This is a genomic window from Bacteroides sp. OM05-10AA (genome assembly GCF_003439055.1).
GTDB classification, from domain to species: domain Bacteria; phylum Bacteroidota; class Bacteroidia; order Bacteroidales; family Bacteroidaceae; genus Bacteroides; species Bacteroides intestinigallinarum.
Genome location: NZ_QSUR01000002.1, coordinates 199,021 through 224,380 on the forward strand (window position 1 = coordinate 199,021; position 25,360 = coordinate 224,380).

Here is a 25,360-nt window from a genome sequence, read left to right on the forward strand (position 1 = left end):
ACCAAATCATAAACAAATAAATAGATAATGAAGAAAACACTTTTATTGGGAGTATCTCTGTTATGTTCCATTTTTATAATGGCAACAGAGATTCCTTTTCAAAAAGCAGAAATTAAGTCTATCATGAGAAAAGTTGCGGATTGGCAAATTGCCAATCCGCATCCCGCTCCTGAACATGACGACCTGAACTGGCCGCAAGGTGCTCTCTATGTCGGTATGGTCGATTGGGCTGAACTGGCAGAGAAAGAAGACGGTGATGATACCTACTATAAATGGTTGACCCGTATAGGTCGTCGGAATTGTTGGCAGCCGGACAAGCGGTTTTATCATGCTGATGACATTGCCGTGTCGCAATCCTTTTTGGATTTATATCGCAAGTATAAAGATGAAGCGATGATTGTCCCCACACTGGCTCGTACAGAATGGATTATCAATCATCCTTCTAAAGGCAGTTTCAAATTGGTGGAGGGAGACTTGAAAACTTTGGAACGCTGGACTTGGTGTGATGCCCTCTTTATGGCTCCCCCTGTATATGCCAAACTGTATATGTTGACCGGAGACAAGAAATACATCAAATTCATGAACCGTGAGTATAAAGCGACTTATGATTACTTGTTCGATAAAGAAGAAAATCTCTTCTACCGTGACTGGCGCTACTTTGATAAGCGTGAAGTTAATGGCAAGAAAGTCTTCTGGGGACGTGGTAACGGTTGGGTACTCGGTGGCTTGGTTGAAATATTGAAGGAGTTACCCAAGAAAGATAAGAACCGCAAATTCTATGAAGAACTGTTTGTCAAACTGGCTACACGGGTTGCCGGATTGCAGCATCCCGATGGCTTCTGGCACGCCAGCCTGTTAGACCCTGCTTCTTATCCGTCACCGGAAACCAGTTGTACGACTTTTATAGTGTATTCCATAGCTTATGGCATCAATGAAGGTTTATTGGATAAGGAAACTTATCTTCCTGTGATGATAGAGGGGTGGAAGGCATTAGTATCGGCAGTGGGGCCGGATGGGAAACTAGGCTATGTGCAGCAAATCGGTGCTGATCCGAAGAAAGTGACTCGTGATATGACGGAAGTTTATGGCGTCGGCGCTTTCTTGATGGCAGGTAATGAAATCTACAAAATGGCAAAATAATTTGCGTCTTTATGGAGAGGATCTGTATCAAAACTAAAAAGCCTGTTCTGTAAAGTTCAGATGGTAGCTGTTAAGTGTAGAAGAGCTATATCAAACTCCGTTTTCAGAGTGATGATGTAGCTTTTCTCATTCTTGGGGGGAATATGCTAATTGATAAAGAAAGTTAATATTATGTAGCTCAACCTATATAACATACAAGAATTCTGCGCCTGTAAATATATAAAATAGTAATCTAATTAAATGGAAGACTTGGAAAGAGAACTTTTGTTGATTTCCAAAGGGGATGAGCTAGCTTTTAATAGTTTCATGAACCGATATTCGAAGAGGTTATACTATCATGCCTTTGGTATTCTTAGTAATAAGGAAATGGCTGAAGAAGTGGTAGGCGATGTTTTCTTTGAAGTGTGGAAACTACGTAAGACGCTTTTGGAAATAGCCAGCATGTTGAGTTGGTTGAATACGATTGTCTATCGTAAATCAATCTCTTATTTGCGCAAGGAGGCAAAGGGTAATCAAGAGATATCTTTTGAGGAGCTTCAGGATTTCTCTTTCCCTGATATGCAAACTCCAATGGACGATATGCTTTCGCGTGAAGAAATACGGTGCTTGAATGAAGCAATCAATAGTTTGCCGCCCAAGTGCAAGCATGTATTCTTTTTGGCTAAATTGGAACAAATGCCTTATGCGGAAATTGCGCATATGTTGCAAATCTCACTTCCTACTGTGAATTACCATATAGGATATGCTATGAATGCTTTGAGAAAGAGACTTGTGAACGGATGATTAGAAAAAAATAGCACTAAAAGAAAAAAAATAGAATTTAAACCTATAGATAAATCTAACCTTTGCGTCTTTATAATTAGAAGGGAACTTCTCATGAGAAGATAATAAAAGGGAAAAAGATATTGAAAGGATAAAAAGAATTGAAGATGGATAAAGATATTAATGATTACACATATGGGGATTTGCAGGGCGACATTAAACTGAAGTCGTTTATAGAACATAGTACCCCGCCAGAGATAGATATCTCCGGCATTAAGAAAAAAGCTTTTCTGAAAATGCATCAACAAGAACGTAAATCCAGGCAGCGACATGTTTTGATGTATATTGGCTCAGTAGCTGCTACGCTACTTCTTTTAATAGGTATAAAATATATAGTTACAGAGAATGCAATGGACGGTTTGTTCCGCATGGAAGTTACGGAATTGATGGCAGATGTATATGATGAAGAGGTAGAGGTGCCTGTCGGCGAAAAGATGACGCTGATGTTGGCTGATGGCACAAGGATCGTAGCCAACTCGCGTACAATTGTCCGTTATCCCAAACGTTTTGATGGCGAGTACCGTGAGGTATATGTGAAGGGTGAGGCTTACTTCGATGTGGCACACGATGCAGAGCATCCGTTTCTGGTTCATTCCGATAATTTTAGAGTGAAGGTACTTGGAACAAAATTTAATGTGAATAATTACGATACTTCGGATTCGCAAGTAGTGTTGGTTCAAGGAGCGGTAGAACTGAAAACGACAAACAATGACCGGGTTCGCATGAAACCGAATGAATTGGTGAGTTTGCAAGAGGGTAGTTTCGCCGAGAAACGGGCAGTGAATACGGACGAATACACTTGTTGGATGCAGGGTATGATTAACCTTGATGGTGAAAGTGTGGAGTCTGTAGCTCAACGGCTCAGCCATTATTATGGAGTGACTATTCTGTTTGACGATGGGATGTCGGCAGATAAATTTTACGGCAAACTAATGCTTGGTGATCGTGTGAGTGAAGCCTTGCAGTCCATTGAAACCATGACGCAAACTCGTATGGAAATTCATGGTGATACAATCTATTTAGTGAAGAGGTAACTGATTTTTTCACAGTTGCTACTGACTGAAATAATTACATAAAAACTTATTGTCAACCAATTTGTAATGCCTTTATAGCAAGGTAGAGGAGACTTATATGCCTTCTCGTAAGGAGAAACAATGCTTTTTAATACCATTGGAAAATATGAAAAGATACACTTTGTTACGTACATTTATGCTTTTTATGCCCGTTTTAATACACTGTGGATGGGTTTCAGCGCATACGCAATCAGCTATGCTTAAAGGAGTGAAGGCACTTGGTCAAACAGTATATTTTGAGCCTGATACTACTTCTGTACTCAAAAATCCCCTAACAGGTTGGGTGATGTATTTGGGACGTGCATGGGATGAAAACTTTTGGCAAACTCACCATTATGATGCTATGCCCGTAAATGGTGGGGATTCCACTGTTCGCGTGAGCGATTACGCCGGTACATGTTACATTCGCATCAATTGGAATATGCTTGAGAGTAAAGAGGGAGATTATGTATGAAACGATCCGGACTCACGTATCTATAAATTGCTTGCTTCGGTGCGTGAACGTGGTATGCGACTGGCTTTCCGTATCAATGTAGACAGCCGCGACCAAGGACAGAACACACCTCTTTATGTAAAGGAAGCCGGTGCGAAAGGTTTTCAAGATCCTAATAATCCCCAAATATGGTCGCCTTATCCTGACGATGCTGTGTTTCAACAGAAATACGAAAAGTTCCTTCAAGCCTTTGCTGTTGCTTTTGACGATCCCGATAAAGTAGATTTTATTGATGCTTATGGGCTTGGTAAATGGGGAGAAGCACATGGCGTGAAGTATAATAACTACTCAAATAAAGTAGAAGTATTCGAATGGATTACGGATACCTATGCAAAAGCTTTCAAACGTGTGCCATTGGTGATAAACTACCATCGTTTGGTGGGAGATACCATCAGCTGGGCAGAACCACACCCTGATAGTAAAAGATTGCTCGAAAGAGCCATTGCCAAAGGATACACCATTCGTCACGACGCTTTTGGCATGACTGGTTACTACGAACAGTGGGAAAAAGATTTTGCCCGTGCTTACCGCTTTCGCTTGCCCATCATTATGGAGGGAGGATGGATTACCGGAGCGCACCACCGTTACTGGATTGATCCTAGTGGCAAGTATCGCCAGGGGCATTCGGAAGATGTGCGGTGGGGCGAGTACGAAGAAAGCCGTAATGCCCATGTCAATATGATGGATCTTCGCATTGGTGATGAAGTAGCCTCGTGGTTTAATAGCTCTTTCGATTTGGTGAAGCGTTTCGAACGTGAGGGAGGATACCGGCTCTATCCCACAGAGGTCAGTTTTGTAAATAAAGCCCGTTCAGGCGAGCGTGTGAGCGTGCAACACAATTGGCGCAATCTGGGTTGGGGATACTGTCCTACCAATATTCCTCAATGGAAAGGAAAATATAAAGTCTGCATCGCTTTGATGGATGCCAATCATAACATTGTGAAAAAACAGCTTGCAGATGAGGCTGATCTCTCAACTTGGGTACAAGGGCGTGATGGTCATTATACCACAACTGTCAATTTGGATGGACTTCAAAAGGGAAACTACACTTGGCTTATTGGTTTGGTTGATACAACCAAAGCATGCCAGCCGGGCTTGAAAATGGCGGTCGACAAGAATCTTCTATTTGAGGGATGGTGCAAAGTCGGTAAACTTAAAATCAACAACTAACTGGTAGATTACTCATAAATCGTTATGCAATAAATATTAATTATTAATCTTATATTATGAATCGAAAAACAATCACAACTACGGTGGTAAGCTTAGCAAAAGCTTTCTGTTTGGCTGGACTACTGTCTGTGCCCGCTTATTCTAGCGCGTCGACTGTTTCGTTCGAAAAGGTAAATGGGATGTATATCCTTAAAGCCGAAGATTCGACAGTGAAACAAGTGTTCGACTACATTGAAAAACATAGCCAATATGTTTTTGTCTATGATCAACCTGTAAAAGATCGTCTCAACAACAAAGTGAACATCGAGTTGAAAGGAAAGTCGATCGATGCTATTTTGACGGAAGTATGTCGGCTAGCCGATTTGAAATATACCATTCAGAACCGTCAAGTAACCATCACTGCTAATCCTTCTAAAAAGGCTACTACTCAAGTGAAAAAGGCGAAGCGCATCTCTGGTCAGGTAGTCGATGCAACTGATCTTCCGATGATTGGTGCTACGGTTCGTGTGAAAGGTAGTGATGCAGCTACTATCACCGACCTTGATGGTAAGTTTCAGATAGACGTTCCCGAGGGTAGCGAATTGCTCATTAGCTATGTGGGCTTTGTGGATAAAATCGTGCGGATAGATAGCAAAAATATGTATGCCATAGTAATGGAAGAAGCTAGCAGAGCGCTCAACGAAGTAGTTGTTATCGGTTACGGTGTGGTAAAGAAGAAAGACCTTACCGGTGCGGTGGCAGCCGTGAAGGGAGAAGAGCTGGTGAACAAGCGTACAGCCATGCTTTCCAATGCATTGCAAGGATCACTCTCGGGTGTGATGGTGACGCGTAATAGCTCTGCTCCCGGTGCAGGAGCCGCCTCTATTCGTGTGCGTGGTATTACCACTATGGGTGAATCGAGCCCGTTAGTGATTGTAGACGGTGTGCAGAGTTCGCTCGACTATGTGAATTCTAATGATGTAGAGAGCATATCTGTATTGAAAGATGCTGCGGCTGCCAGTATCTATGGCTCGAAAGCTGCTGCTGGTGTTATCTTAGTTACTACCAAGCGCGGTAACGATACCGGTAAAATCAATCTGAAATATAATGCTGAATTTGGTTGGGAAATTCCTACCAAACAACCTAGTATGGTGGGAGTCACTCGCTACTTGGAGATGAGCAACGAGTTGAAATACAACGATAACCCTACTGGTGGTTTTTTCCAAGAATATACGGCTGACAAAACCAAGAATTGGGTGAAGTATAATGCTACTGATCCGAACAACTACCCCATTACCGATTGGACTGATCTGATTTTGAAGTCAAGTGCTCCCCGTATGACTCATACTCTCTCTGTATCAGGCGGTAACAAAGCGGTAAAGTCGGTAGCTACCCTTTCGTATGACGAAGTAGACGGTCTTTATGACGGTCGTGGTTTCCAACGCTACATGTTCCGTTCGAACAACGACTTTAATATCAATGATAAACTTAGTGCTCAAATAGACGTAAATATCCGTCATGCTAAGAGTACTGCCACAAACTATGACCCCTTTGATACCATGCGTAAAATGCCCGCCATTTACCCCGCAACCTGGGATGATGGTCGTTTAGCTTCGGGTAAGAGTGGTGCAAATCCTTATGGATTGCTTGTAGCCGGTGGTAATTCGGTAGCTCACAGTACGCAGGTGGCAGGTAAAGGTTCGCTAACCTTCAAGCCTATCAAGGGACTAAGCATCTCGGGTATCGTATCTCCTTTTATCAACTATCAAAAGAAGAAAGCGTTTAAAAATTCATGTGGATACACCTTGCCCGATGATCCCGAAACCTTTGGCGGTTATTTCGACTCCGGGAGCACTTGGACTACCAATTCGCTCACAGAAACTCGTAACGATGATTATAATGTCACTAGCCAGGCAATTGCCAACTATATGGGAACCTTTGGCAGTCATAATCTCACAGTAATGGCCGGTTTCGAAAACTACTATATGAAGAGCGAAAGTCTCGGTGCTGCGCGCGATAAATATGAACTGACCGGTTATCCTTACCTCAATATCGGTTCGGAAGATTTCCAAACCAATAGCGGTACAGGTTCAGAGTATACTTCAAACTCTGTTTTTGGCCGTGTTATTTATTCGTATGCCGATCGTTACCTGTTCCAGGCTAACGTGCGTCACGATGGTAGTTCACGTTTTGCCAAAGGTTATCGTTGGGGTACTTTCCCTTCATTTTCAGCTGGTTGGGTAGCGAGTGAAGAGAAGTTCATGAAGAACCTCAAGTGGGATTGGCTCTCATTCTTGAAGTTGCGTGGTTCATGGGGTATGTTAGGTAACGAACGTATCGGCAGCAACTACTTCCCCTACATTGCTTTGATGAGTTTTGGTAATTCACTTTTCTATATGGCTGATGGAAGTGTAGTTTCTGATAAAACTGCTCGTCCTGCTGTGTTGGCTGTAGAAGATATTACTTGGGAAACGACTACCAGTACTGACTTAGGTCTGGATGTCAACTTTTTGAATAACCGTCTGCAGTTTCATTTCGATTACTATTGGAAAGAGACCAAGGACATGTTGCTGAATATCGAAATCCCTTATTTTATGGGATATAACAACCCTAGTACGAATGCAGGTAAGATGTCTACTCATGGTTATGATATTGAAGTGGCATGGAACGACCAGATAGGAGATTTTAAGTATGGTGTAAATGTGAATTTCTCCGACTTCCTTTCAAAGATTGATTATATGAATGATGGTGAGCAAATCAGCGGTGGTAAGATTAAACGTGCCGGCGTGCTCTTCAATGAATTCTATGGTTATGTGTGTGAGGGCATCTATCAAACTCAAGAAGAAGTGAACAACTCGGCTCGCACTAGTACTACCGTTACAGTAGGTGACTTGAAGTATCGTGACATCAGTGGTCCCGATGGTGTACCCGATGGCGTAATCAGTCCCGAATACGACCGTGTACCTTTGGGTAACTCACTGCCTCGTTTCCAGTATGGTGGTAGCCTTAACGCTTCGTACAAAGGCATTGACTTCAGTCTTGCTTTCCAAGGCATCGGCAAGCAAAATTCTTACCTCTCTACTTCTATGGTACAACCTTTGCGTGATAACTATGGTAACGTACCAGCCATTCTCGAGGGTAAATATTGGAGTCCTTTCAATACTACTGAAGAGAATTTAGCAGCCAAGTATCCCCGCCTTTCGAATGTGTCGAAGAGCAATAACTATGCTACCTCTAACTTCTGGATGTTCAACGGTTCATACTTCCGTTTGAAAAATATCACATTAGGCTATACCCTGCCTAAGAGTTGGACACAAAAAGCCGGTATAAACCGTGCCCGCTTCTATGTGAGTGGTAGTGACCTCTTTTGTTTGAGCAATTTCCCTAGTGGTTGGGATCCTGAAATGGGTACATCGGATTATCCTATTACCACCTCTTTAGTAATGGGTATACAAGTTAACTTTTAAATAAATAGGAATAGAATATGAAAACAAAGATATTATTAGCCGGAATGTGCCTGAGTCTTGCTGCTTGCGAGAGCATGGACTTGGTACCCAAATCGCAAGGTAATACCGAGTCTTGGTACACATCCGAAACAGAATTGCGTTTGGCTTCCAATGATTTCTATATTTTAGGTTATTGGCAAGAACCTCTTAGCTCATCCGAACAATGGTCGGACAACACAACCTATCGTCAGACGAACCGTAACCCGGGAAGTGGTGGAACCGTGCTTGATGGAACCCTGAACGGCCAGCAGTATGAAGTATATGCTTTGTGGCAGCAATCATTCAAACTTATTGCCCGCACCAACACAATGCTCGAAAATATTCACAAGGCAAAGGGTGCTGTGACCGAGGAAGTTTATAATCGTTATGCCGGTGAGGCTTATTTCTGTCGTGCCTGCAAATATGCTGAACTGATCTTCTTTTATGGTGATGTGCCCTATCAGGAAGAGACTATAACCATTTCCGAAGCTTTGCAACGTGGTCGCAGACCTAAAGCGGAAGTGATTCCTTTGGTGTATGCTGATTTCGATAAAGCCATTGCCGGTTTGCCTGAAAGCTATGGAAAAGACGAAAATATCCATCCTACCAAAGGAGCAGCCCTGGCTATGAAAGCGCGCTTTGCCCTCTATATGGGTGATTATGAGATAGCTGCACAAGCCGCCAAAGCTTGTATGGATCTTAAACTCTATTCTTTGGAACCTGACTATGCTAAACTTTTCAAGCAGAGCACCAAACTGAATGACGAGAAAGTGTTTGTGATACCTCGCTCCATTGAAAACGAAGTGATGCTCGATTCCTGGATTGTGAAGAACGGTCTTCCTCGTAATGCCGGAGGATATGGCTCATACAATCCCTCATGGGACCTCTTGGCCTCATATCTCTGTACTGACGGGCTACCTATTGACGAATCACCGTTGTTTGATCCTCGCAAGCCTTTCAAGAACCGTGACCCGCGTTGTACAATGACCATCGTTGAATTCAATACCGAGCACTGTGGTTTCGAATACGACCCCAGTCCTGCAGCTAAAACTGTAATGAACTATACCACAGGTAAGACACAAAGCAACCAAGATACCCGTATCGTGAATCAATATAGTTCATATACAGGATTGTTGTGGAAGAAAGGTATTGATGCTACGTGGACAGTAGACCAAAAGGTAGAACAAGACTATATCATAATGCGCTATGCTGACGTACTGTTGATTTATGCTGAAGCCATGATAGAACAGAACCTGATTGACGACAGTGTGCTGAAAGCCATTAATATGGTACGTGCTCGTGCTTATGGTGTGAATGTAACAGCTACTGATAGTTATCCTGCCGTGACCACTACCAACCAAACCGAACTGCGACGTGCCCTGCGTATAGAGCGCCGCATGGAGTTTGCTATGGAGAACCAACGCCTGCAAGACTTGATGCGCTGGAAATTGGCAGGAAAAGCATTGAATGGTTACAATTACATCATGCTTATTGACCCCACAGAATTGCTGAACAATATCGTGAACAAGAACCTCTGGTTCTGGGGAATGACTCCGCAAATCGACGAAGATGGTTTAGCAGACTTTGCAGCTCTCTTTAATGCCGGTTATTGTTCGCAGGGTGCTAAACGCATCTTCCCCGAACGCGAATATTTGTGGCCGCTGCCTACACATGATGTGGAGTTGTGTCCCAACTTGTTACCCAACAATCCGGGTTATTAATCCTATAAACTATTACGAACATGAAAACAATGCATTTATATAGAAACCTTGGAATGGTGGCTGTGGGAATGATGAGCATGCTTGCCACCTCGTGCGAAGAGGAGATAGACAATACTGCCTCACGCAACCAGTCGGAGATTGAGTTGACTCCTTCGGGCGAATATATTAAGCTCGATGAAAGTAAACCCAACGAGACAGCTTTTACGTTGAAGTGGAGCACCGCTCACAATTTTGGTGAAGATTATATCACAACTTATAAATACGAGATGCAGCTTATCGGTAGCGATGTTGCAAATATCAAGGAATTTGATGATGATGGTGAATTTCTTCGCTCGTACACCAACAAAGAGATGCAGGATATATTGGTCGATTACTTCGGTCTTACCACCAGTACCATTGGCGAAGTCCTTTTTACTGTTACAGCCAACTTTGAAGGTCCCCGTCTTATGGTGCCCGATATTGCTACTGCAACGGTGAAGTTTAAAACTTATGGCCCCAAACAGTATAAAGCTGATAACCTTTATGTGGGAGGTACTGCCGTAGGCGATGATAATATTAAGATGACGCTGAAAGACGAGACAAACAGAATTTATAGTTACGAAGGGGCTTTAGTTGCCGGTAAGATAAACTTCCCCGTTGACTATGCCGACGAATTGAATGCCATTGGCCCGGAAACCGCCGATGCCCCCATCACCACAGGTGAAATGGCAGGCGTCATATCCGATCGCGCTGAAGCCAATTCATGGTTAATTCCATCTGCAGCTACCTATCGTATCACTGTGAATATGAGTAAACAGACGGTGAAGATAGTAGAAGCTGGTGCTGTAGTTGAAGCCGACCAAATATTCCTGGCTGGTAGTGCCGTAGGTGGGGAACAGATTGAGATGGCTCAAGCCCTCGAAAATGACCAGATCTATGCTTGGCGTGGTGCACTGAAAGCTGGTAACCTTTACATCCCGCTCACCTTCGAAGGTGAACAAGCGATGGCCATTGTACCGGAAATAGCTGATAGTCATGACATCGAAGATGGTCAATTGTCAACATTCGGACAAGTACTCATTAGCAAAGTGGATAAACAATATTGGACAATTCCGGCCGATGGAACTTACCGCATTGTATTGAATAAGGAGGAGAAATCTATTACCATCTATTCGACCGCTACCGATCTGAAACCACTCACCGTATCGTTCAACAATACCGAACTGGGGAAAAACCCATGGAGTCAGGAAGTCAATGTACTGCACATGTATGGTGGTTTCAATAGTTTTGCTTACGATTCGGGTATTGATGAAGAAACCGGAAAAAGCTTCAAGTACTGTCAAGTGAAGTATAATCTTATTCAGAGTGTTGCCAATCCGAAAGTATTCGTTTATAAAGGTGATGTATTGCCACGTAATGAATATAAGGATAATTATGGGAAGACAAATGCCGGTTGGGTGAACTTCAGCACGCTGCGATATGCTAATAACGGATGGTTCGTTGGTTCTACTGCTGATGCTGTTCGTAATAGCTACAATGGATACACCACAGTAACAGCAGGTAAGATAGAAGGAGCCGTAACAGGTCAGGGCAATAACCGCTATGCTTATTTCCTCATCCCGGAGGGCTGTAACTATGTGGTAGTGGACCTGGAGAACAACACTGTACTCTTTGATATTAAATAAATCCAAAATGAAAGAATAAGAGGTGGAGCTTTTATCACTTCACTTCTTATTCTACCTTTAAATGATAACAATAAACGAGATATATTTTATGAACAAAATAATAAAAAACAGCATCAAGACCTTGTCGATGTGTCTGCTGGCTACTACGCCTTTCATTGGCACTGCTTGTTCAGACGATGATGCCCCTATAACCGATTATAGTTGGAACATTGAAGGCAACACGACCGTCAATATCATGCCCGAACGCTACCAACTGCAGCGTAACCCTATGAGTGGATGGGTCATTTACGCGGGTATTGGAAGTGGTATGATGATGGATTTCTGGGATCTTTATGATAACTTCGAGTCGTCAGAAGGTACTGTGAAGGTATCTGACTATGGTAATACGCTCTACGTTCGTGGTCTTTGGAGTAACTTTAATCCTGAAAAAGGCAAATATGTATGGGATGAAAGTGTACAGACCGAACCTGCCAAGCGTTTTCGTATGCTGGTGGAAGGAGCTAAAGAACGAAACTTGAAGCTCGCCTTTACCTTTGTGTGTGATAGTCGTGACAAACATGAAGATGCCTGTCCCGATTATGTAAAAGAGGCCGGTGCTGAAGGATTTACCACTACTACCGGTAGTGTAAACGTATGGACACCTTATCCGGACGATCCCATTTTCCAGAGGGAGTATGAAGAGTTCCTTACTGCTTTTGCAGCCAAATACAATGATCCTGATGTCACTCAATTTGTGAGTGGTTTTGGATTAGGCAAATGGGGCGAGACTCACACCCTGAAATACTCTACAGGTGATGAAGCTCCTAGACAAGCAGTATTTGAATGGATTACAGACGTAATGTCACGCCTTTTCACTAAAGTGCCTATCATGATTAATTATCATCGCTGTTTGCTTAGTGGCAAAGAGTTTAGTGATACCGATACCGATGTAGCTGCCGATATGGTGAAACGTGCCGTAGCTAAAGGCTTCTGTTTGCGTCACGATGCTTTCGGCATGAAGCAATATTATAAGGATTGGGAGCGTGGCATCAGTACTACCTATCATGGTATCGTACCTATTACTATGGAAGGTGGTTGGGTAGAATCATCACACGGTGGTTCTATTGCCGGCGATGGTTACAAGAATTTTGCCGAGGTGCGCCAGGGAGAATATGATGAAGCCAAGGGTGGTTATGTCAACATGATGGACCTCCGCTTTGATACCAACGTGAACAAAGGTGAAACTCATTCTTGGTTCAATACAGCTTTCCATTTGGTGAAGGAGTTTATTGCCGAAGGTGGTTACCGTCTCTATCCCGACCGTCTGTCTATTCCTACTATAGCTCGTAGTGGCAGTAGTGTATCACTTACTCACCGCTGGTCGAACTTGGGTTGGGGTTACTGTCCTACCAATTTGCCGCAGTATGGTGACAAGTACAAACTTGCTATCGCTCTGCTCGATAAGAATACAGAGGAGCCCGTCCGCATCTATATAGAAGACAAAGCAAACATTGCCACTTGGATGAAGGGAGCTCCCAAGACTTACACTACTAATATCAAACTCACTGATGTAGCCGCAGGGAATTACATTTGGGCAGTAGGATTGGTAGATACTACCAAAGAGAATGCCATTGGTATCTTAATTTCAGCCCGCGATGAGTATCAAACCTCCAAAGGTTGGGTGAAAGTGGGTGATATAACTATTCAATAATTAAAAAACGCTGTGCTATGATGAAAAAAATCTTACTGACATGCATAGCCGTAGCCTGTAGCCTTGTGGCTGTAGCCGGAGAACTGCTCATCGAAGCAGAAAGCTTCAGCCAGCGAGGCGGCTGGGTGCTCGACCAGCAGTTCATGGATCAAATGGGTTCACCCTATCTCATGGCACATGGCATGGGTATTCCTGTGGCCGATGCTACGGCAGAAATCAATATTCCCCAGGCGGGCACTTACTATGTATATGCCCGCACCTACAACTGGACTTCACCTTGGACCGATGCCGAAGGGCCCGGAAAGTTTCGTCTGGCTTTAGGTGGTAAGTTACTGAAAACTACGTTGGGACACACCGGTAATTCCTGGCAATGGCAGTCCGCCGGCAAGGTCGTATTAAAAGCAGGTACTATCACCCTTGCTTTGAAAGACCTTACAGGTTTTAATGGTCGTTGTGATGCCATCTATCTCACGACTGATATGAATGCGCAACCCACTGCATGGGGCGAGGCAGAGACAGCTGCACTTCGTGCCCGCTTGCAACAACAACAAACGGTGCCCACCCATCAGTACGACTTTGTGGTAGTGGGAGGAGGTGTAGCCGGCATGTGTGCCGCTACGGCTGCTGCCCGGTTAGGTTGTAGGGTGGCATTAGTGAACGATCGTCCTGTATTGGGTGGTAATAACTCGTCGGAGATACGTGTACACCTGGGTGGTATCATCGAAAAGGGGCCCAACGAGGGGTTAGGCCGTATGATACGCGAATTCGGTCATGAACGTTCCGGTAATGCCCAACCGGGTGACTATTATGAAGATCAGAAAAAGGAAGACTTTATAGCTGCCGAAAAGAATATCACCCTTTATGCTTCGCAACGTGCTGTGGCCGTAAAGATGCAGGGTGATCGCATAGCATCAGTCACTATTCAACATATTGAGACGGGTGAACAAACCGAACTTACCGCTCCTCTTTTTAGTGACTGCACTGGCGATGCTACCATAGGCTACTTAGCCGGTGCCGATTGGACTATGGGACGTGAAGGTCGCGATGAATATGGCGAAAGTCTCGCTCCCGAGCAGCCCGACTCGCTAGTGATGGGCGCATCGGTACAATGGTATAGCAAGGACATGAAGAAGAAGACCTCTTTCCCCCGCTTCGAATATGGTATGCGCTTTGGCGCTGATAATTGCGAGCCTGTAACTATGGGCGAATGGAAATGGGAAACAGGAATGAACCGTAATCAAATCACCGAGGCTGAACGCATACGCGACTATGGACTTTTGGTGGTATATTCCAATTGGAGCTATCTGAAGAATCACTATGCGGATCGTAAAAAGTATGCCAACCGTTCACTCGATTGGGTGGCGTATGTTTCCGGTAAACGTGAATCTCGCCGCCTTCTGGGCGACTATGTGTTAGCACAAGACGATATAGACAAAAATGTGGCACACGAGGATGCTTCGTTTACTACCACTTGGAGTATCGACCTCCACTTCCCCGATAGCGTGAACAGTGTGCGTTTTCCTGATAATGAATTCAAGTCGGCAACGGTGCATCGTTGGATTCATCCTTACGCTGTCCCTTATCGTTGTCTTTATTCGCGCAATGTGGATAACCTCTTTATGGCAGGTCGTAATATGAGTTGCACACACGTAGCCTTGGGTACGGTGCGTGTGATGCGTACTACTGGTATGATGGGCGAAGTAGTAGGTATGGCAGCCGGACTCTGTCATAAGCATGGCGTAGAACCGCGTGATATCTATCATCATCATCTGCCCGAATTAAAGCAGCTTATGCAGGCAGGCTTGGGCAAACACAATGTACCCGATAACCAACGTTTCAACGAACCCAACAAGTTGTTGGAGGCTCCGGCTTACATCAAACCGCAGACAAACTATGAGTAAAAAAAGTATTATCACGATATTTCTCTCAACCATATTGGGATTGCCGCTTTGGGGGGGACAGCACTATTATGCTTTCCTGAAAGGTGATACACTACGTATGGGCAATAACTACATGGAGCGTACCATGCTGTGGAATAATGGTACACCTGTCACCATTAGCCTCACCGATAAGCTATGTGGAAAAATAATTCCGGCTCAAGGCAAAGAGCCCGACTTCTCGATTGTGAAAGGCATCCCTACTGCTGCTACTTTCACTGTGAATGAGATTCCAACGAATGGTATACATGCCAGCTATCTGCAAGCCACTGTGGCTTGCACCATCGGTTCTCTAAGTATAGAACGCCGCTATCGCATTTATGCAGACTGTCCCGCCATTGCCTGTGATACCTATCTGAAAGGACAAGTAGAACTTAACCAGAATAAAGATGACAATCGTTCTAATGCCGATCGTAAAAATATAGAGCACACAGCCGATATGACTACGGGGGTGAAAACTCCGACGATCGACAGATTGCAACTCTCCGGTAATCATTGGCGTGCCCGTACGGTAGAGTTCTTCGACTATACTGATTGGAACGACAATCTGGTGACAGAACGTACCTGGCTTCCTTACCGTCGCAATACCTATCGTGGTAATCTGCTTTTTGCTCACGATGTGGCTACCCGGCAAGGTTTCTTTTTCTTGAAAGAGGCTCCTTGCAGCAGTACCCAATTACATTATAATGGTTCCGACTTCGTGGCCGACTTTAGCGATTTTATGGTAGTGGGTTTGGGTATTGCATCTGATGATGTGAAACCGGATAGCTGGACTCGTGTTTATGGATGCGTTACCGGTGTCTATACCGGAGATGAACAAGAAGCACTAACAGCATTGCGCCTTTATCAAAAACAACTGCGCCACCACACCGCCGCACAGGATGAGATGATTATGCTCAATACCTGGGGCGACCGTAGTCAGGATGCTAAAATAGATGAGGCTTTCTGTCTGGCCGAGCTAGACCGTGCCGCACGTCTGGGTGTCACCCTCTTTCAACTGGACGATGGTTGGCAGAGCGGAAAAAGCCCCAACTCAAAGACAGCCGGAGGCAGCTTTAAAGATATTTGGAAAAATGCCGATTACTGGACGCCCAACCCCACGAAATTCCCTCATGGACTGAAACGCATTGTAGAGAAAGGAAAGAAATTGGGTATTCGTATCGGATTATGGTTCAATCCTAGTATACAGAATGATTTTGCCGATTGGCAAAAAGATGCGCAAGTTATTATCGGGCTTTACAAGGAGTATGGCATCTGCTGTTTCAAGATAGATGGCTTACAAATACCTACTAAAACAGCCGAACAGAATTTACGCCGGTTGTTTGATACCGTGTTAGCACAAACCAACCATGAGGTGATTTTCAACCTCGATGCCACTGCCGGTCGTCGCGGTGGATATCATTATATGAATGAGTATGGCAATATCTTCCTGGAAAACCGTTATACCGATTGGGGCAACTATTATCCTTATCGCACCTTGCGTAATCTTTGGATGCTGTCTCGCTATGTACCGGCCGAGAAGATGCAGATAGAATTCCTTAATAAATGGCGTAATGCCGATAAGTACAGCACTACCGATCCATTTGCTCCCGCTCGTTATAGTTTCGACTACCTCTTCGCCATCACCCTGGCGGCACAGCCATTGGCTTGGATGGAGGCTTCGAACCTGCCCGAAGAGGCTTATGCTACGGCAACTCTGCTCAAGGAATATCAACCCTTGCAACTTCAATTTCATCAAGGCATCATATTACCCATTGGTGAAGAACCTTCGGGACGCTCGTGGACAGGATTTCAATCAATAGTCTCTGACACGCAAGGTTATCTCATTATTTACCGCGAAGACAATGATATAGCCAAAAGAACCATTGATACTTGGCTTCCGGAAGGCAAGAAGGTAACTTTTACTCCTTTGATGGGAAATGGCAAAAAGTTTGTTGCTGAAGTTGGTGTACAGGGTAAAGTAAGTTTCGAGCTGAATGATAAGAATTCTTTCACTCTTTATCAATATCAGGTAAAACCATGAAAAGACTATAAACAATAATGGAATTATGATAAAAAGTTTGCGTTCTGTTTTTCTTGCTTTGTTTGTTGCCGTGCAATTCGTTGTGTACGGGCAACCGGCGGAAAGGCTGATTCAAGTGCTGGTCACTCCCGACCACACCAATTGGTTGTATCAACCGGGAGAAAAAGTGAAATTCAAAGTAGCTGTACTGAAATGCAATATTCCACAGGATCATCTGGAAGTGCGTTATGAGATTTCGGAAGATATGATGAAACCTCATCAGACAGGTAAACAACCTTTGAAGAATGAAAAGCTCGAAATTAATGCAGGTACAATGAAAAAAGAGGGTTTCCTGCGTTGCCGTGCTTTTGTCAGTTATCAAGGGCGTGAATATGAAGGTGTAGCTACCGTCGGCTTTGATCCGGAGAAGCTACAACCGACTACTCCGTTGCCCGCCGATTTTCTTGAATTCTGGAAGAGCACCAAAGAAGCCGCTGAAAAGTGGGCGCTGGAACCTATAATGACTTTATTGCCGGAAAAGTGTACGGACAAAGTGAATGTATATCATGTTTCTTTTGCGAATAATGACTATGCATCCCGTATGTATGGCATCCTTTGTGTGCCGAAAGCTCTCGGAAAATATCCGGCCATCTTGAAAGTACCGGGTGCAGGTATCCGCGCATATAACGGAGAGCCTGAACGTGCCGGAAATGGTTTTATCATTTTGGAGATCGGCATTCACGGCATTCCGGTCAACCTGACGGGAGATGTATATCACCGACTTTATAACGGGGCCTTGAAGAATTACCATTCATTCAACACGGACGATCGGGATAAGTATTATTATAAACGGGTTTATACAGGCTGTGTAAGAGCCATTGATTTCATTTACACACTTCCCGAATTTAATGGTAATCTGGCAACTTTCGGTGGAAGCCAGGGCGGAGCACTTTCCATAGTGATTGCCGGACTGGATAACCGTGTCAAAGGATTAGTTTCTTTCTATCCGGCTTTGTGTGATATTGCAGGCTATGCTCATGGTCGCGCAGGAGGTTGGCCGCACATGTTTAAGGATGAAAGGAACCGGACACCGGAGAAGATTAAAACCATTCAGTATTTTGATGTAGTCAACTTTGCCCGGCAGGTTAAAGTACCGGGATTCTATACTTTCGGTTATAATGATATGGTCTGTCCGCCTACTACCACTTATTCGGCTTACAACATGATTAATGCTCCGAAAGAGTTGTTCGTGGCCGAAACGACTGCCCATTATGCCTATGCAGAGCAGTGGAGTGCTGCCTGGAACTGGGTGATGAATTTCCTGAAGAATGAATCGAGAAACGAATAATGTATAAATACCACAAACTAATAGATAAATGAAAATAGGTAAGAAATTAAATCTATGTCTGTTGTTGCTGATCGCTTTTGCAGGAAGCGTTGCGGCACAAGAACTGATAACGAATGTCTACGGTCGTGACATTCATTCACTGAATGGTAAATGGAATGCCATTATCGACCTGTACGACCAGGGACAACGAATGAAAATCTATGAAAATCAGCAACCGAAAGGAAATACTGATTTCTACGAATATGCATTCGAAGGCGGCTTGCGTCTTAATGTCCCGGGAGACTGGAACTCGCAGTCGCCCGAACTGAAATATTATGAGGGTACTGTATGGTATGCGCGTCATTTTGATGCCAAACGTCTGGCAGACAAGCGTCAGTTTCTTTATTTTGGTGCTGTTAGCTATCGTTGCAAAGTCTACCTGAACGGAAAAGAAATAGCAGAACATGAAGGTGGTTTTACCCCTTTCCAAGTAGAAGTGACGGACCTGTTGAAAGATGGCGATAACTTCCTGGCAATAGAAGTGAACAATCGTCGTACCAAGGACGCCATTCCTGCTATGGCGTTCGATTGGTGGAATTATGGCGGCATCACAAGAGATGTGTTGCTGGTGAAAACTCCCCGCACATTTATAGAAGATTACTTTATCCAACTGGATAAAAATGCTCCCGACCGGATCATTGCCCGTGTACGTCTTTCTGATAAAAAGGCAGGTGAAAAGGTGACAGTCGCCATCCCCGAACTTAAAATCAATGCGGAACTTACCACTGATGCGGAAGGAAAAGCGGAAACCGTATTGAATGCAAAGAAACTGCAACGCTGGTCGCCCGAAGAACCGAAACTCTATGGTGTGAGCATCTCTTCAAATACCGACCGCGTGGAGGAACAAATAGGCTTCCGTAACATCACAGTGAAAGGAACGGATATTTACCTGAACGGGAAACCGACATTTATGTGTTGCATCTCTTTCCATGAGGAGATTCCGCAGCGCATGGGACGTGCTTTCTCGGAAGCCGATGCAGCCATGTTGCTGAATGAAGCTAAGGCGCTTGGTGTGAACATGATTCGTCTGGCACATTATCCGCAGAATGAATACACGGTACGCTTGGCAGAAAAGATGGGTTTCCTTCTCTGGCAGGAAATTCCTATTTGGCAAGGCATTGACTTTACAGACAAAGATACCCGTAAGAAAGCACAGAAGATGCTTTCTGAAATGATAAAGCGCGATCAGAATCGTTGTGCAGTAGGTTACTGGGGTGTTGCCAATGAAACACAGCCTTCCAAAGAACGGAATGATTTTTTGACTTCCCTGCTTGAAACAGGCAAACAACTGGATACTACCCGTCTGTATGTCGCCGCTTTTGACCTTGTGCGCTTTAACAGTGAGAAACAGCGTTTTGTAATGGAAGATTCCTTTACTTCCCAATTGGATGTCGTAGCAATCAATAAATATATGGGCTGGTATCATCCATGGCCTGTTGAACCGAAAGATGCAATCTGGGAAGTAGTGACGGACAAGCCGTTGATTATTTCTGAATTTGGTGGTGAAGCACTGTACGGTCAGTCCGGCGATGAGAATGTAGTCAGCTCCTGGAGTGAAGAGTATCAGGCACGTTTGTATAGAGATAATATCCGTATGTTCGACAATATCCCTAACCTGCGTGGAGTATCTCCTTGGATTCTGTTCGACTTCCGTTCTCCGTTCCGTTTCCACCCCACTAATCAGGATGGCTGGAACCGCAAAGGGTTAATATCCGATCAGGGAATGCGCAAGAAGGCATGGTATCTTATGAGAGATTATTACATGAAAAAAAGAAATAACTAAAAGTACTTATGATAAAGCATTTCAGAATAAAGAATAATTTTCTGTTGAGCGGATTATTCTTTTTAGTAACGTTATTTTCTGTTGGCAGTTCGTTGGTTTCCTGCTCGGACTCGGAGAAGATTGTAACCCAGACAGAAGAAAAAATAGTATATGTAGATGGAAACTGGATGGTGGTTGCTTCTAAGGAAGTCACTGTCATGACTGGTGAATCTGTCACTCTGAACGTATCGGTTGGTGGTGAAGAAGAGCTGAAACCGGAATATATCTGTACTTCCAAAGATGCAAACATCGCTACAGTAGCTGTCAGCGAAGATAATAATAGCATTATTATTACGGGTGTTGCGGACGGTAGCACAGCGATTTCTATCGAATGTCCTACAAATACAAAACCGCTAGTTGCTACAATTCCGGTGACTGTAAAGCAAAATGCCATACGAATACTGGCAATTGGCAATAGTTTCTCGCAGGATGCCGTTGAGCAATATCTGTATGAACTGGCAGAAGCGGCAGGCTATGAGTTAATTATCGGAAATATGTATATTGGCGGCTGTGACCTGGATAAGCATTGGGCTAACTTCCAGTCGGATGCCGCTGCTTATGAATATCGTAAAATAGTAAAAGGCGAGAAAGTAGGTAAAACCGGTTATAAACTATCACAGGGATTGGCGGATGAAAACTGGGATTATATCAGTCTGCAACAGGCGAGCGGTAAATCCGGTAAATACGAAACATATACGGTATTGGCTGATTTGATTGCAGGAATAAAGGAACGTTGTCCGAAAGCTAAACTGCTGTGGCATCAGACTTGGGCATACGCTTCCAGTTCCACTCATGAAAGTTTCCCTGATTATGATAGCAACCAGATGACGATGTATTCTTCCATCGTAACGGCTGCACGACAGGCTATGACGGATCATACGGATTTGAGCCTGTTGATTCCTTCGGGGACAGCCATACAGAACGGCCGCACCTCATTCCTGGGTGATGCATTCAACCGTGACGGTTATCATCTGGAGGTTACTTACGGGCGATATACCGCTGCCTGCACCTGGTTTGAGATGATTACGGGACAAAACGTTGTTGGCAACCCGTATGCTCCCGAAACGATTGACCCGCAGGTAGTGAAGATTGCACAAAATGCTGCCCATTACGCTGTGCAGAAACCTGATGAAGTGACCGATTTGGTTGACTTCAAGCAACCGGAGATATCTGACACCGACTTGAAAGCCCCCATCTATATTGATTTCGGTCCGACTTCACTTTCTGCCACTCCGTGGAATAATATAACTTCTCATCAGGAAAGTTCAACCACCAGCTGGATAAAAGATGCGGAAAACAATTATACGAATATTGGTGTCAGAGTGCTTGACGGATTTACTGCGACTCATGCCGGAGTCGGTTCCGAACCGGCTAGCCCAGTGACGGTGGATGGCGTGGAATTTCCTCTGACTGCATGGAAAGACGGTTTGTTAGTGAAAGGAGAGAAAAACCAGGGTGATGTAGGTCCAGGAAGAATAGAAATCTCTCAACTGGATGTAGCCCGGAAATATAATTTCACTATTTTAGCCATCCGTTTCAATGGAAGCAAAGACGCCCGTATCTCTTCTTATAAATTGGTAGGTAAAACGGAGAGTGCGGTTAAAGAAGTGAAGACAGGTATCAAGGATGCTGCCTCGTTTGCTGCCGCAAACTTCGAGGAGTACATTGCCAAGTTTGAGAATGTAGAACCGGATTCGGAGGGAAAGGTCATTGTCGAGGTGAAAGGGATTGATACCGGTAGTGCCGCGGAAGGACATATCAATGCACTATGCATTAGCCTGGCGAAATAAGGTTTGTTTTTTATCATATTGATTACAATGAAGCAATATAGAAATATAGTGATTTGTATGTGCATACTGCTCCTTCTTGCCGGAGGAGCATATGCCCAGCAAAAAACGGTCAGAATACTTGCCATTGGCAACAGTTTTTCCCAAGATGCCGTGGAGCAATATCTGCATGAACTTGCGGAAGCCGAAGGCATTTCAACCATAATCGGCAATATGTTTATTGGTGGCTGTTCTCTGGAACGCCATGTGAAGAATGCACGTGAAAATGCTCCTGCCTATGCCTACCGGAAAATCGGTACGGATGGAAAGAAACGGGAAAAAGGCAAAATGTCTTTGGAAATGGTGTTGGCGGATGAAGACTGGGATTATGTCAGCCTGCAACAGGCAAGTACTTTTTCCGGAATGTATGAGACGTATGAAGCCTCTCTTCCCGAGCTCATCGAGTATGTAAAAGCCCGTCTTCCCAAGAAAACAAAGTTGATGCTGCACCAGACTTGGGCCTATGCATCCACTTCCAATCACGGTGGATTTAAAAACTACAACCGCGATCAGCTGACGATGTATCACGCAATTGTAGATGCAGTGAAAAAAGCAGGTAAGGCATATAAGATTAAGATGATTATCCCTACGGGCACTGCCATACAGAATGCCCGTACCTCTTTCATTGGCGATCATATGAACCGGGACGGATATCATCTGGATGTGAAAGTCGGACGTTATACTGCTGCCTGCACTTGGTTCGAACGTATCTTCAAACGCAATGTAATCGGAAATCCTTATGCCCCGGAGAGCTTGGATGAGGCTCGAAAAGCTGTTGCCCAGAAAGCTGCTCATGCAGCAGTGAAGCATCCGTATAAGGTGACTGATTTATCTGAAAGACAATAAAAAGAAGCCATATTGTGGCTGTCTGATAAAGCTATATTTATATACTAATTAACCGACGAGAACACCGATGAGAAAGAAAGTATTGGTTTACGGATTATGTTTGCTAGGTTCTATATGCACCCTTTCGGCAAAAGATAAAAAAGATGTTGCACTATATAAAGATCCGAAGGCTCCGATAGAGAAACGCGTAAATGATCTCCTATCCCGCATGACTTTGGAAGAGAAAGTGATGCAGCTTAATCAATATACCCTGGGACGGAATAACAATGTGAATAATGTAGGTGAAGAAGTGAAGAAAGTGCCCGCAGAAATCGGTTCTCTGATTTACTTCGAAACAAATCCCGCACTGCGTAATAGTATGCAGAAAAAAGCAATGGAAGAGTCTCGTCTGGGTATTCCTATTATTTTCGGCTACGATGCAATTCATGGTTTCCGTACCGTGTATCCTATTTCGTTGGCACAGGCTTGTTCCTGGAATCCGGATTTGGTAGAGCAGGCGTGTGCTGTATCTGCACAGGAAGCGCGTATGTCGGGAGTGGACTGGACTTTCTCACCGATGATTGATGTGGCTCGTGATCCCCGCTGGGGACGTGTGGCAGAGGGTTATGGTGAAGATCCTTATACAAACGGGGTATTCGGTGCAGCTTCCGTCAAAGGTTATCAAGGAGATGACTTGTCAGCAGAAAACCGTATGGCAGCTTGTCTGAAACATTATGTAGGTTACGGGGCATCCGAAGCCGGGCGTGACTATGTCTATACCGAGATATCCAAACAAACTCTTTGGGATACTTATCTGCTCCCTTACGAGATGGGTGTGAAAGCAGGTGCGGCAACACTGATGAGTTCCTTTAATGATATCAGCGGTGTGCCGGGTTCGGCCAATCCTTACATAATGACCGAGATATTAAAGAAACGTTGGGGGCATGATGGATTTATTGTTTCCGATTGGGGAGCCATCGAACAGTTGAAAAATCAGGGATTGGCAGCGACCAAAAAAGAAGCAGCCTGGCATGCGTTTACTGCCGGTCTTGAAATGGATATGATGTCTCATGCTTACGACCGCCATTTGCAGGAGTTGGTAGAAGAGGGCAGAGTATCGGTAGCTCAAGTAGATGAAGCTGTACGTCGTGTTCTACTTTTGAAATTCCGTCTCGGCCTGTTCGAACGTCCTTATACTCCCGCAACAAGTGAGAAAGAACGTTTCTTCCGTCCGCAAAGTATGGATATTGCAGCCCGGCTTGCGGCGGAATCCATGGTCTTGCTGAAAAATGAAAACAAAACATTACCGCTGACTGATAAAAAGAAGATTGCCGTGATAGGACCAATGGCAAAAAATGGTTGGGACTTGTTGGGTTCCTGGTGTGGTCATGGAAAAGATACGGACGTTGCCATGCTTTATAATGGACTGGCTACTGAATTTGCAGGAAAAGCTGAATTGCGTTATGCAGCAGGCTGTGCTACGAAAGGAGATAACAGAGAAGGATTTGCAGAAGCATTGGAAGCTGCACGCTGGTCTGATGTAGTTGTTCTTTGTTTGGGTGAGATGATGACCTGGAGTGGTGAGAATGCTTCCCGTTCTTCTATCGCATTACCGCAGATTCAGGAAGAGCTGGCCGCAGAACTGAAGGAAGCCGGAAAGCCTATCGTACTGGTATTGGTGAATGGACGTCCGTTGGAATTGAATCGTCTGGAACCGATTTCCGATGCTATACTGGAAATCTGGCAACCGGGTGTGAATGGTGCGCTGCCGATGGCCGGTATATTATCAGGACGTATCAACCCATCCGGTAAACTTGCCATGACATTCCCTTATTCAACGGGACAAATTCCTATTTATTACAATCGCCGCAAGAGCGGACGTGGACATCAAGGATTCTATAAAGATATAACAAGCGATCCGTTATATCCGTTCGGGCATGGATTAAGTTATACCGAATTTAAGTATGGCACCGTTACCCCTTCTGTTACTAAAGTGAAGCGCGGCGATCGATTGTCTGCAGAAGTGACTGTCACTAATGTCGGTGCTCGCGATGGAGCAGAGACTGTTCATTGGTTTATATCCGATCCGTATTGCTCGATTACCCGCCCGGTGAAAGAACTGAAACACTTTGAAAAACAGTTGATTAAAGCCGGAGAAACGAAGACTTTCCGTTTTGACATAGACTTGGAACGTGATTTCGGTTTTGTCAATGAGGATGGTAAACGGTTCCTTGAAGCCGGAGAATATCATATTTTGGTACAGGGACAGACCGTTAAAATAGAACTGATAGACTAGTTGGTTTTTAACAATGCTATATTAATAC

14 protein-coding genes and 1 pseudogene are annotated in these 25,360 nt (G+C 44.4%); all 15 read left to right on the top strand.

Features of this window, described 5'->3' with window-relative positions; all coding sequences use genetic code 11:
• Positions 1-27 precede the first annotated feature (27 nt).
• Positions 28-1,140, top strand: a complete 1,113-nt coding sequence (locus DXB58_RS02155) for a glycoside hydrolase family 105 protein (RefSeq protein WP_122135771.1) — start codon at positions 28-30, stop codon at positions 1,138-1,140.
• A gap of 240 nt (positions 1,141-1,380) precedes the next feature.
• Positions 1,381-1,923, top strand: coding sequence for an RNA polymerase sigma factor (locus DXB58_RS02160; RefSeq protein WP_004302520.1), 543 nt, complete (start codon positions 1,381-1,383; stop codon positions 1,921-1,923).
• Between the two features lie 146 nt (positions 1,924-2,069).
• A complete protein-coding gene (locus DXB58_RS02165; RefSeq protein WP_122135772.1) occupies positions 2,070-2,996 on the top strand; it encodes a FecR family protein in 927 nt (308 codons plus the stop codon).
• 145 nt (positions 2,997-3,141) lie between these two features.
• Positions 3,142-4,698, top strand: a pseudogene (locus tag DXB58_RS02170) (DUF4832 domain-containing protein).
• A 56-nt stretch (positions 4,699-4,754) separates the two neighbouring features.
• On the top strand, positions 4,755-8,144 hold the full coding sequence (locus tag DXB58_RS02175) for a TonB-dependent receptor (RefSeq protein ID WP_004302517.1): 3,390 nt from the start codon (positions 4,755-4,757) through the stop codon (positions 8,142-8,144).
• A gap of 17 nt (positions 8,145-8,161) precedes the next feature.
• Positions 8,162-9,883: a RagB/SusD family nutrient uptake outer membrane protein gene (locus DXB58_RS02180; RefSeq protein WP_004302516.1), complete on the top strand. Its 1,722-nt coding sequence runs from the start codon at positions 8,162-8,164 to the stop codon at positions 9,881-9,883.
• A gap of 20 nt (positions 9,884-9,903) precedes the next feature.
• Positions 9,904-11,547 carry a SusE domain-containing protein gene (locus tag DXB58_RS02185; RefSeq protein ID WP_004302515.1) on the top strand — a complete coding sequence of 548 codons (1,644 nt, stop codon included), beginning with the start codon at positions 9,904-9,906 and terminating at the stop codon, positions 11,545-11,547.
• Between the two features lie 88 nt (positions 11,548-11,635).
• On the top strand, positions 11,636-13,237 hold the full coding sequence (locus DXB58_RS02190; RefSeq protein WP_004302514.1) for a hypothetical protein: 1,602 nt from the start codon (positions 11,636-11,638) through the stop codon (positions 13,235-13,237).
• Positions 13,238-13,257: 20 nt separating this feature from the next.
• The gene (locus DXB58_RS02195) at positions 13,258-15,138 is read left to right on the top strand and encodes an FAD-dependent oxidoreductase (RefSeq protein ID WP_008646516.1); all 1,881 of its coding nucleotides are present in this window, start codon (positions 13,258-13,260) and stop codon (positions 15,136-15,138) included.
• Positions 15,131-17,197, top strand: coding sequence for an alpha-galactosidase (locus DXB58_RS02200; RefSeq protein WP_122135773.1), 2,067 nt, complete (start codon positions 15,131-15,133; stop codon positions 17,195-17,197). The genes DXB58_RS02195 and DXB58_RS02200 overlap by 8 nt, the downstream gene beginning before the upstream one ends.
• A gap of 25 nt (positions 17,198-17,222) precedes the next feature.
• On the top strand, positions 17,223-18,524 hold the full coding sequence (locus tag DXB58_RS02205; protein WP_122135774.1) for an acetylxylan esterase: 1,302 nt from the start codon (positions 17,223-17,225) through the stop codon (positions 18,522-18,524).
• A gap of 28 nt (positions 18,525-18,552) precedes the next feature.
• A complete protein-coding gene (locus tag DXB58_RS02210; protein WP_122135775.1) occupies positions 18,553-20,346 on the top strand; it encodes a glycoside hydrolase family 2 protein in 1,794 nt (597 codons plus the stop codon).
• 8 nt (positions 20,347-20,354) lie between these two features.
• Positions 20,355-22,175 (top strand): DUF4886 domain-containing protein, encoded by a 1,821-nt coding sequence (locus tag DXB58_RS02215; RefSeq protein ID WP_122135776.1) that lies wholly within the window; start codon positions 20,355-20,357, stop codon positions 22,173-22,175.
• 27 nt (positions 22,176-22,202) lie between these two features.
• A complete protein-coding gene (locus tag DXB58_RS02220; protein ID WP_122135777.1) occupies positions 22,203-23,057 on the top strand; it encodes a DUF4886 domain-containing protein in 855 nt (284 codons plus the stop codon).
• Positions 23,058-23,124: 67 nt separating this feature from the next.
• The gene (locus tag DXB58_RS02225) at positions 23,125-25,332 is read left to right on the top strand and encodes a glycoside hydrolase family 3 N-terminal domain-containing protein (RefSeq protein WP_122135778.1); all 2,208 of its coding nucleotides are present in this window, start codon (positions 23,125-23,127) and stop codon (positions 25,330-25,332) included.
• The last annotated feature ends 28 nt before the right edge of the window (positions 25,333-25,360 follow it).

Bases quoted from the DNA above. Each gene is read 5' to 3' on its own strand.
- DXB58_RS02155 (WP_122135771.1), top strand. From the start codon at position 28: ATGAAGAAAACACTTTTATTGGGAGTATCTCTGTTATGTTCCATTTTT.
- DXB58_RS02160 (WP_004302520.1), top strand. From the start codon at position 1,381: ATGGAAGACTTGGAAAGAGAACTTTTGTTGATTTCCAAAGGGGATGAG.
- DXB58_RS02165 (WP_122135772.1), top strand. From the start codon at position 2,070: ATGGATAAAGATATTAATGATTACACATATGGGGATTTGCAGGGCGAC.
- DXB58_RS02175 (WP_004302517.1), top strand. From the start codon at position 4,755: ATGAATCGAAAAACAATCACAACTACGGTGGTAAGCTTAGCAAAAGCT.
- DXB58_RS02180 (WP_004302516.1), top strand. From the start codon at position 8,162: ATGAAAACAAAGATATTATTAGCCGGAATGTGCCTGAGTCTTGCTGCT.
- DXB58_RS02185 (WP_004302515.1), top strand. From the start codon at position 9,904: ATGAAAACAATGCATTTATATAGAAACCTTGGAATGGTGGCTGTGGGA.
- DXB58_RS02190 (WP_004302514.1), top strand. From the start codon at position 11,636: ATGAACAAAATAATAAAAAACAGCATCAAGACCTTGTCGATGTGTCTG.
- DXB58_RS02195 (WP_008646516.1), top strand. From the start codon at position 13,258: ATGAAAAAAATCTTACTGACATGCATAGCCGTAGCCTGTAGCCTTGTG.
- DXB58_RS02200 (WP_122135773.1), top strand. From the start codon at position 15,131: ATGAGTAAAAAAAGTATTATCACGATATTTCTCTCAACCATATTGGGA.
- DXB58_RS02205 (WP_122135774.1), top strand. From the start codon at position 17,223: ATGATAAAAAGTTTGCGTTCTGTTTTTCTTGCTTTGTTTGTTGCCGTG.
- DXB58_RS02210 (WP_122135775.1), top strand. From the start codon at position 18,553: ATGAAAATAGGTAAGAAATTAAATCTATGTCTGTTGTTGCTGATCGCT.
- DXB58_RS02215 (WP_122135776.1), top strand. From the start codon at position 20,355: ATGATAAAGCATTTCAGAATAAAGAATAATTTTCTGTTGAGCGGATTA.
- DXB58_RS02220 (WP_122135777.1), top strand. From the start codon at position 22,203: ATGAAGCAATATAGAAATATAGTGATTTGTATGTGCATACTGCTCCTT.
- DXB58_RS02225 (WP_122135778.1), top strand. From the start codon at position 23,125: ATGAGAAAGAAAGTATTGGTTTACGGATTATGTTTGCTAGGTTCTATA.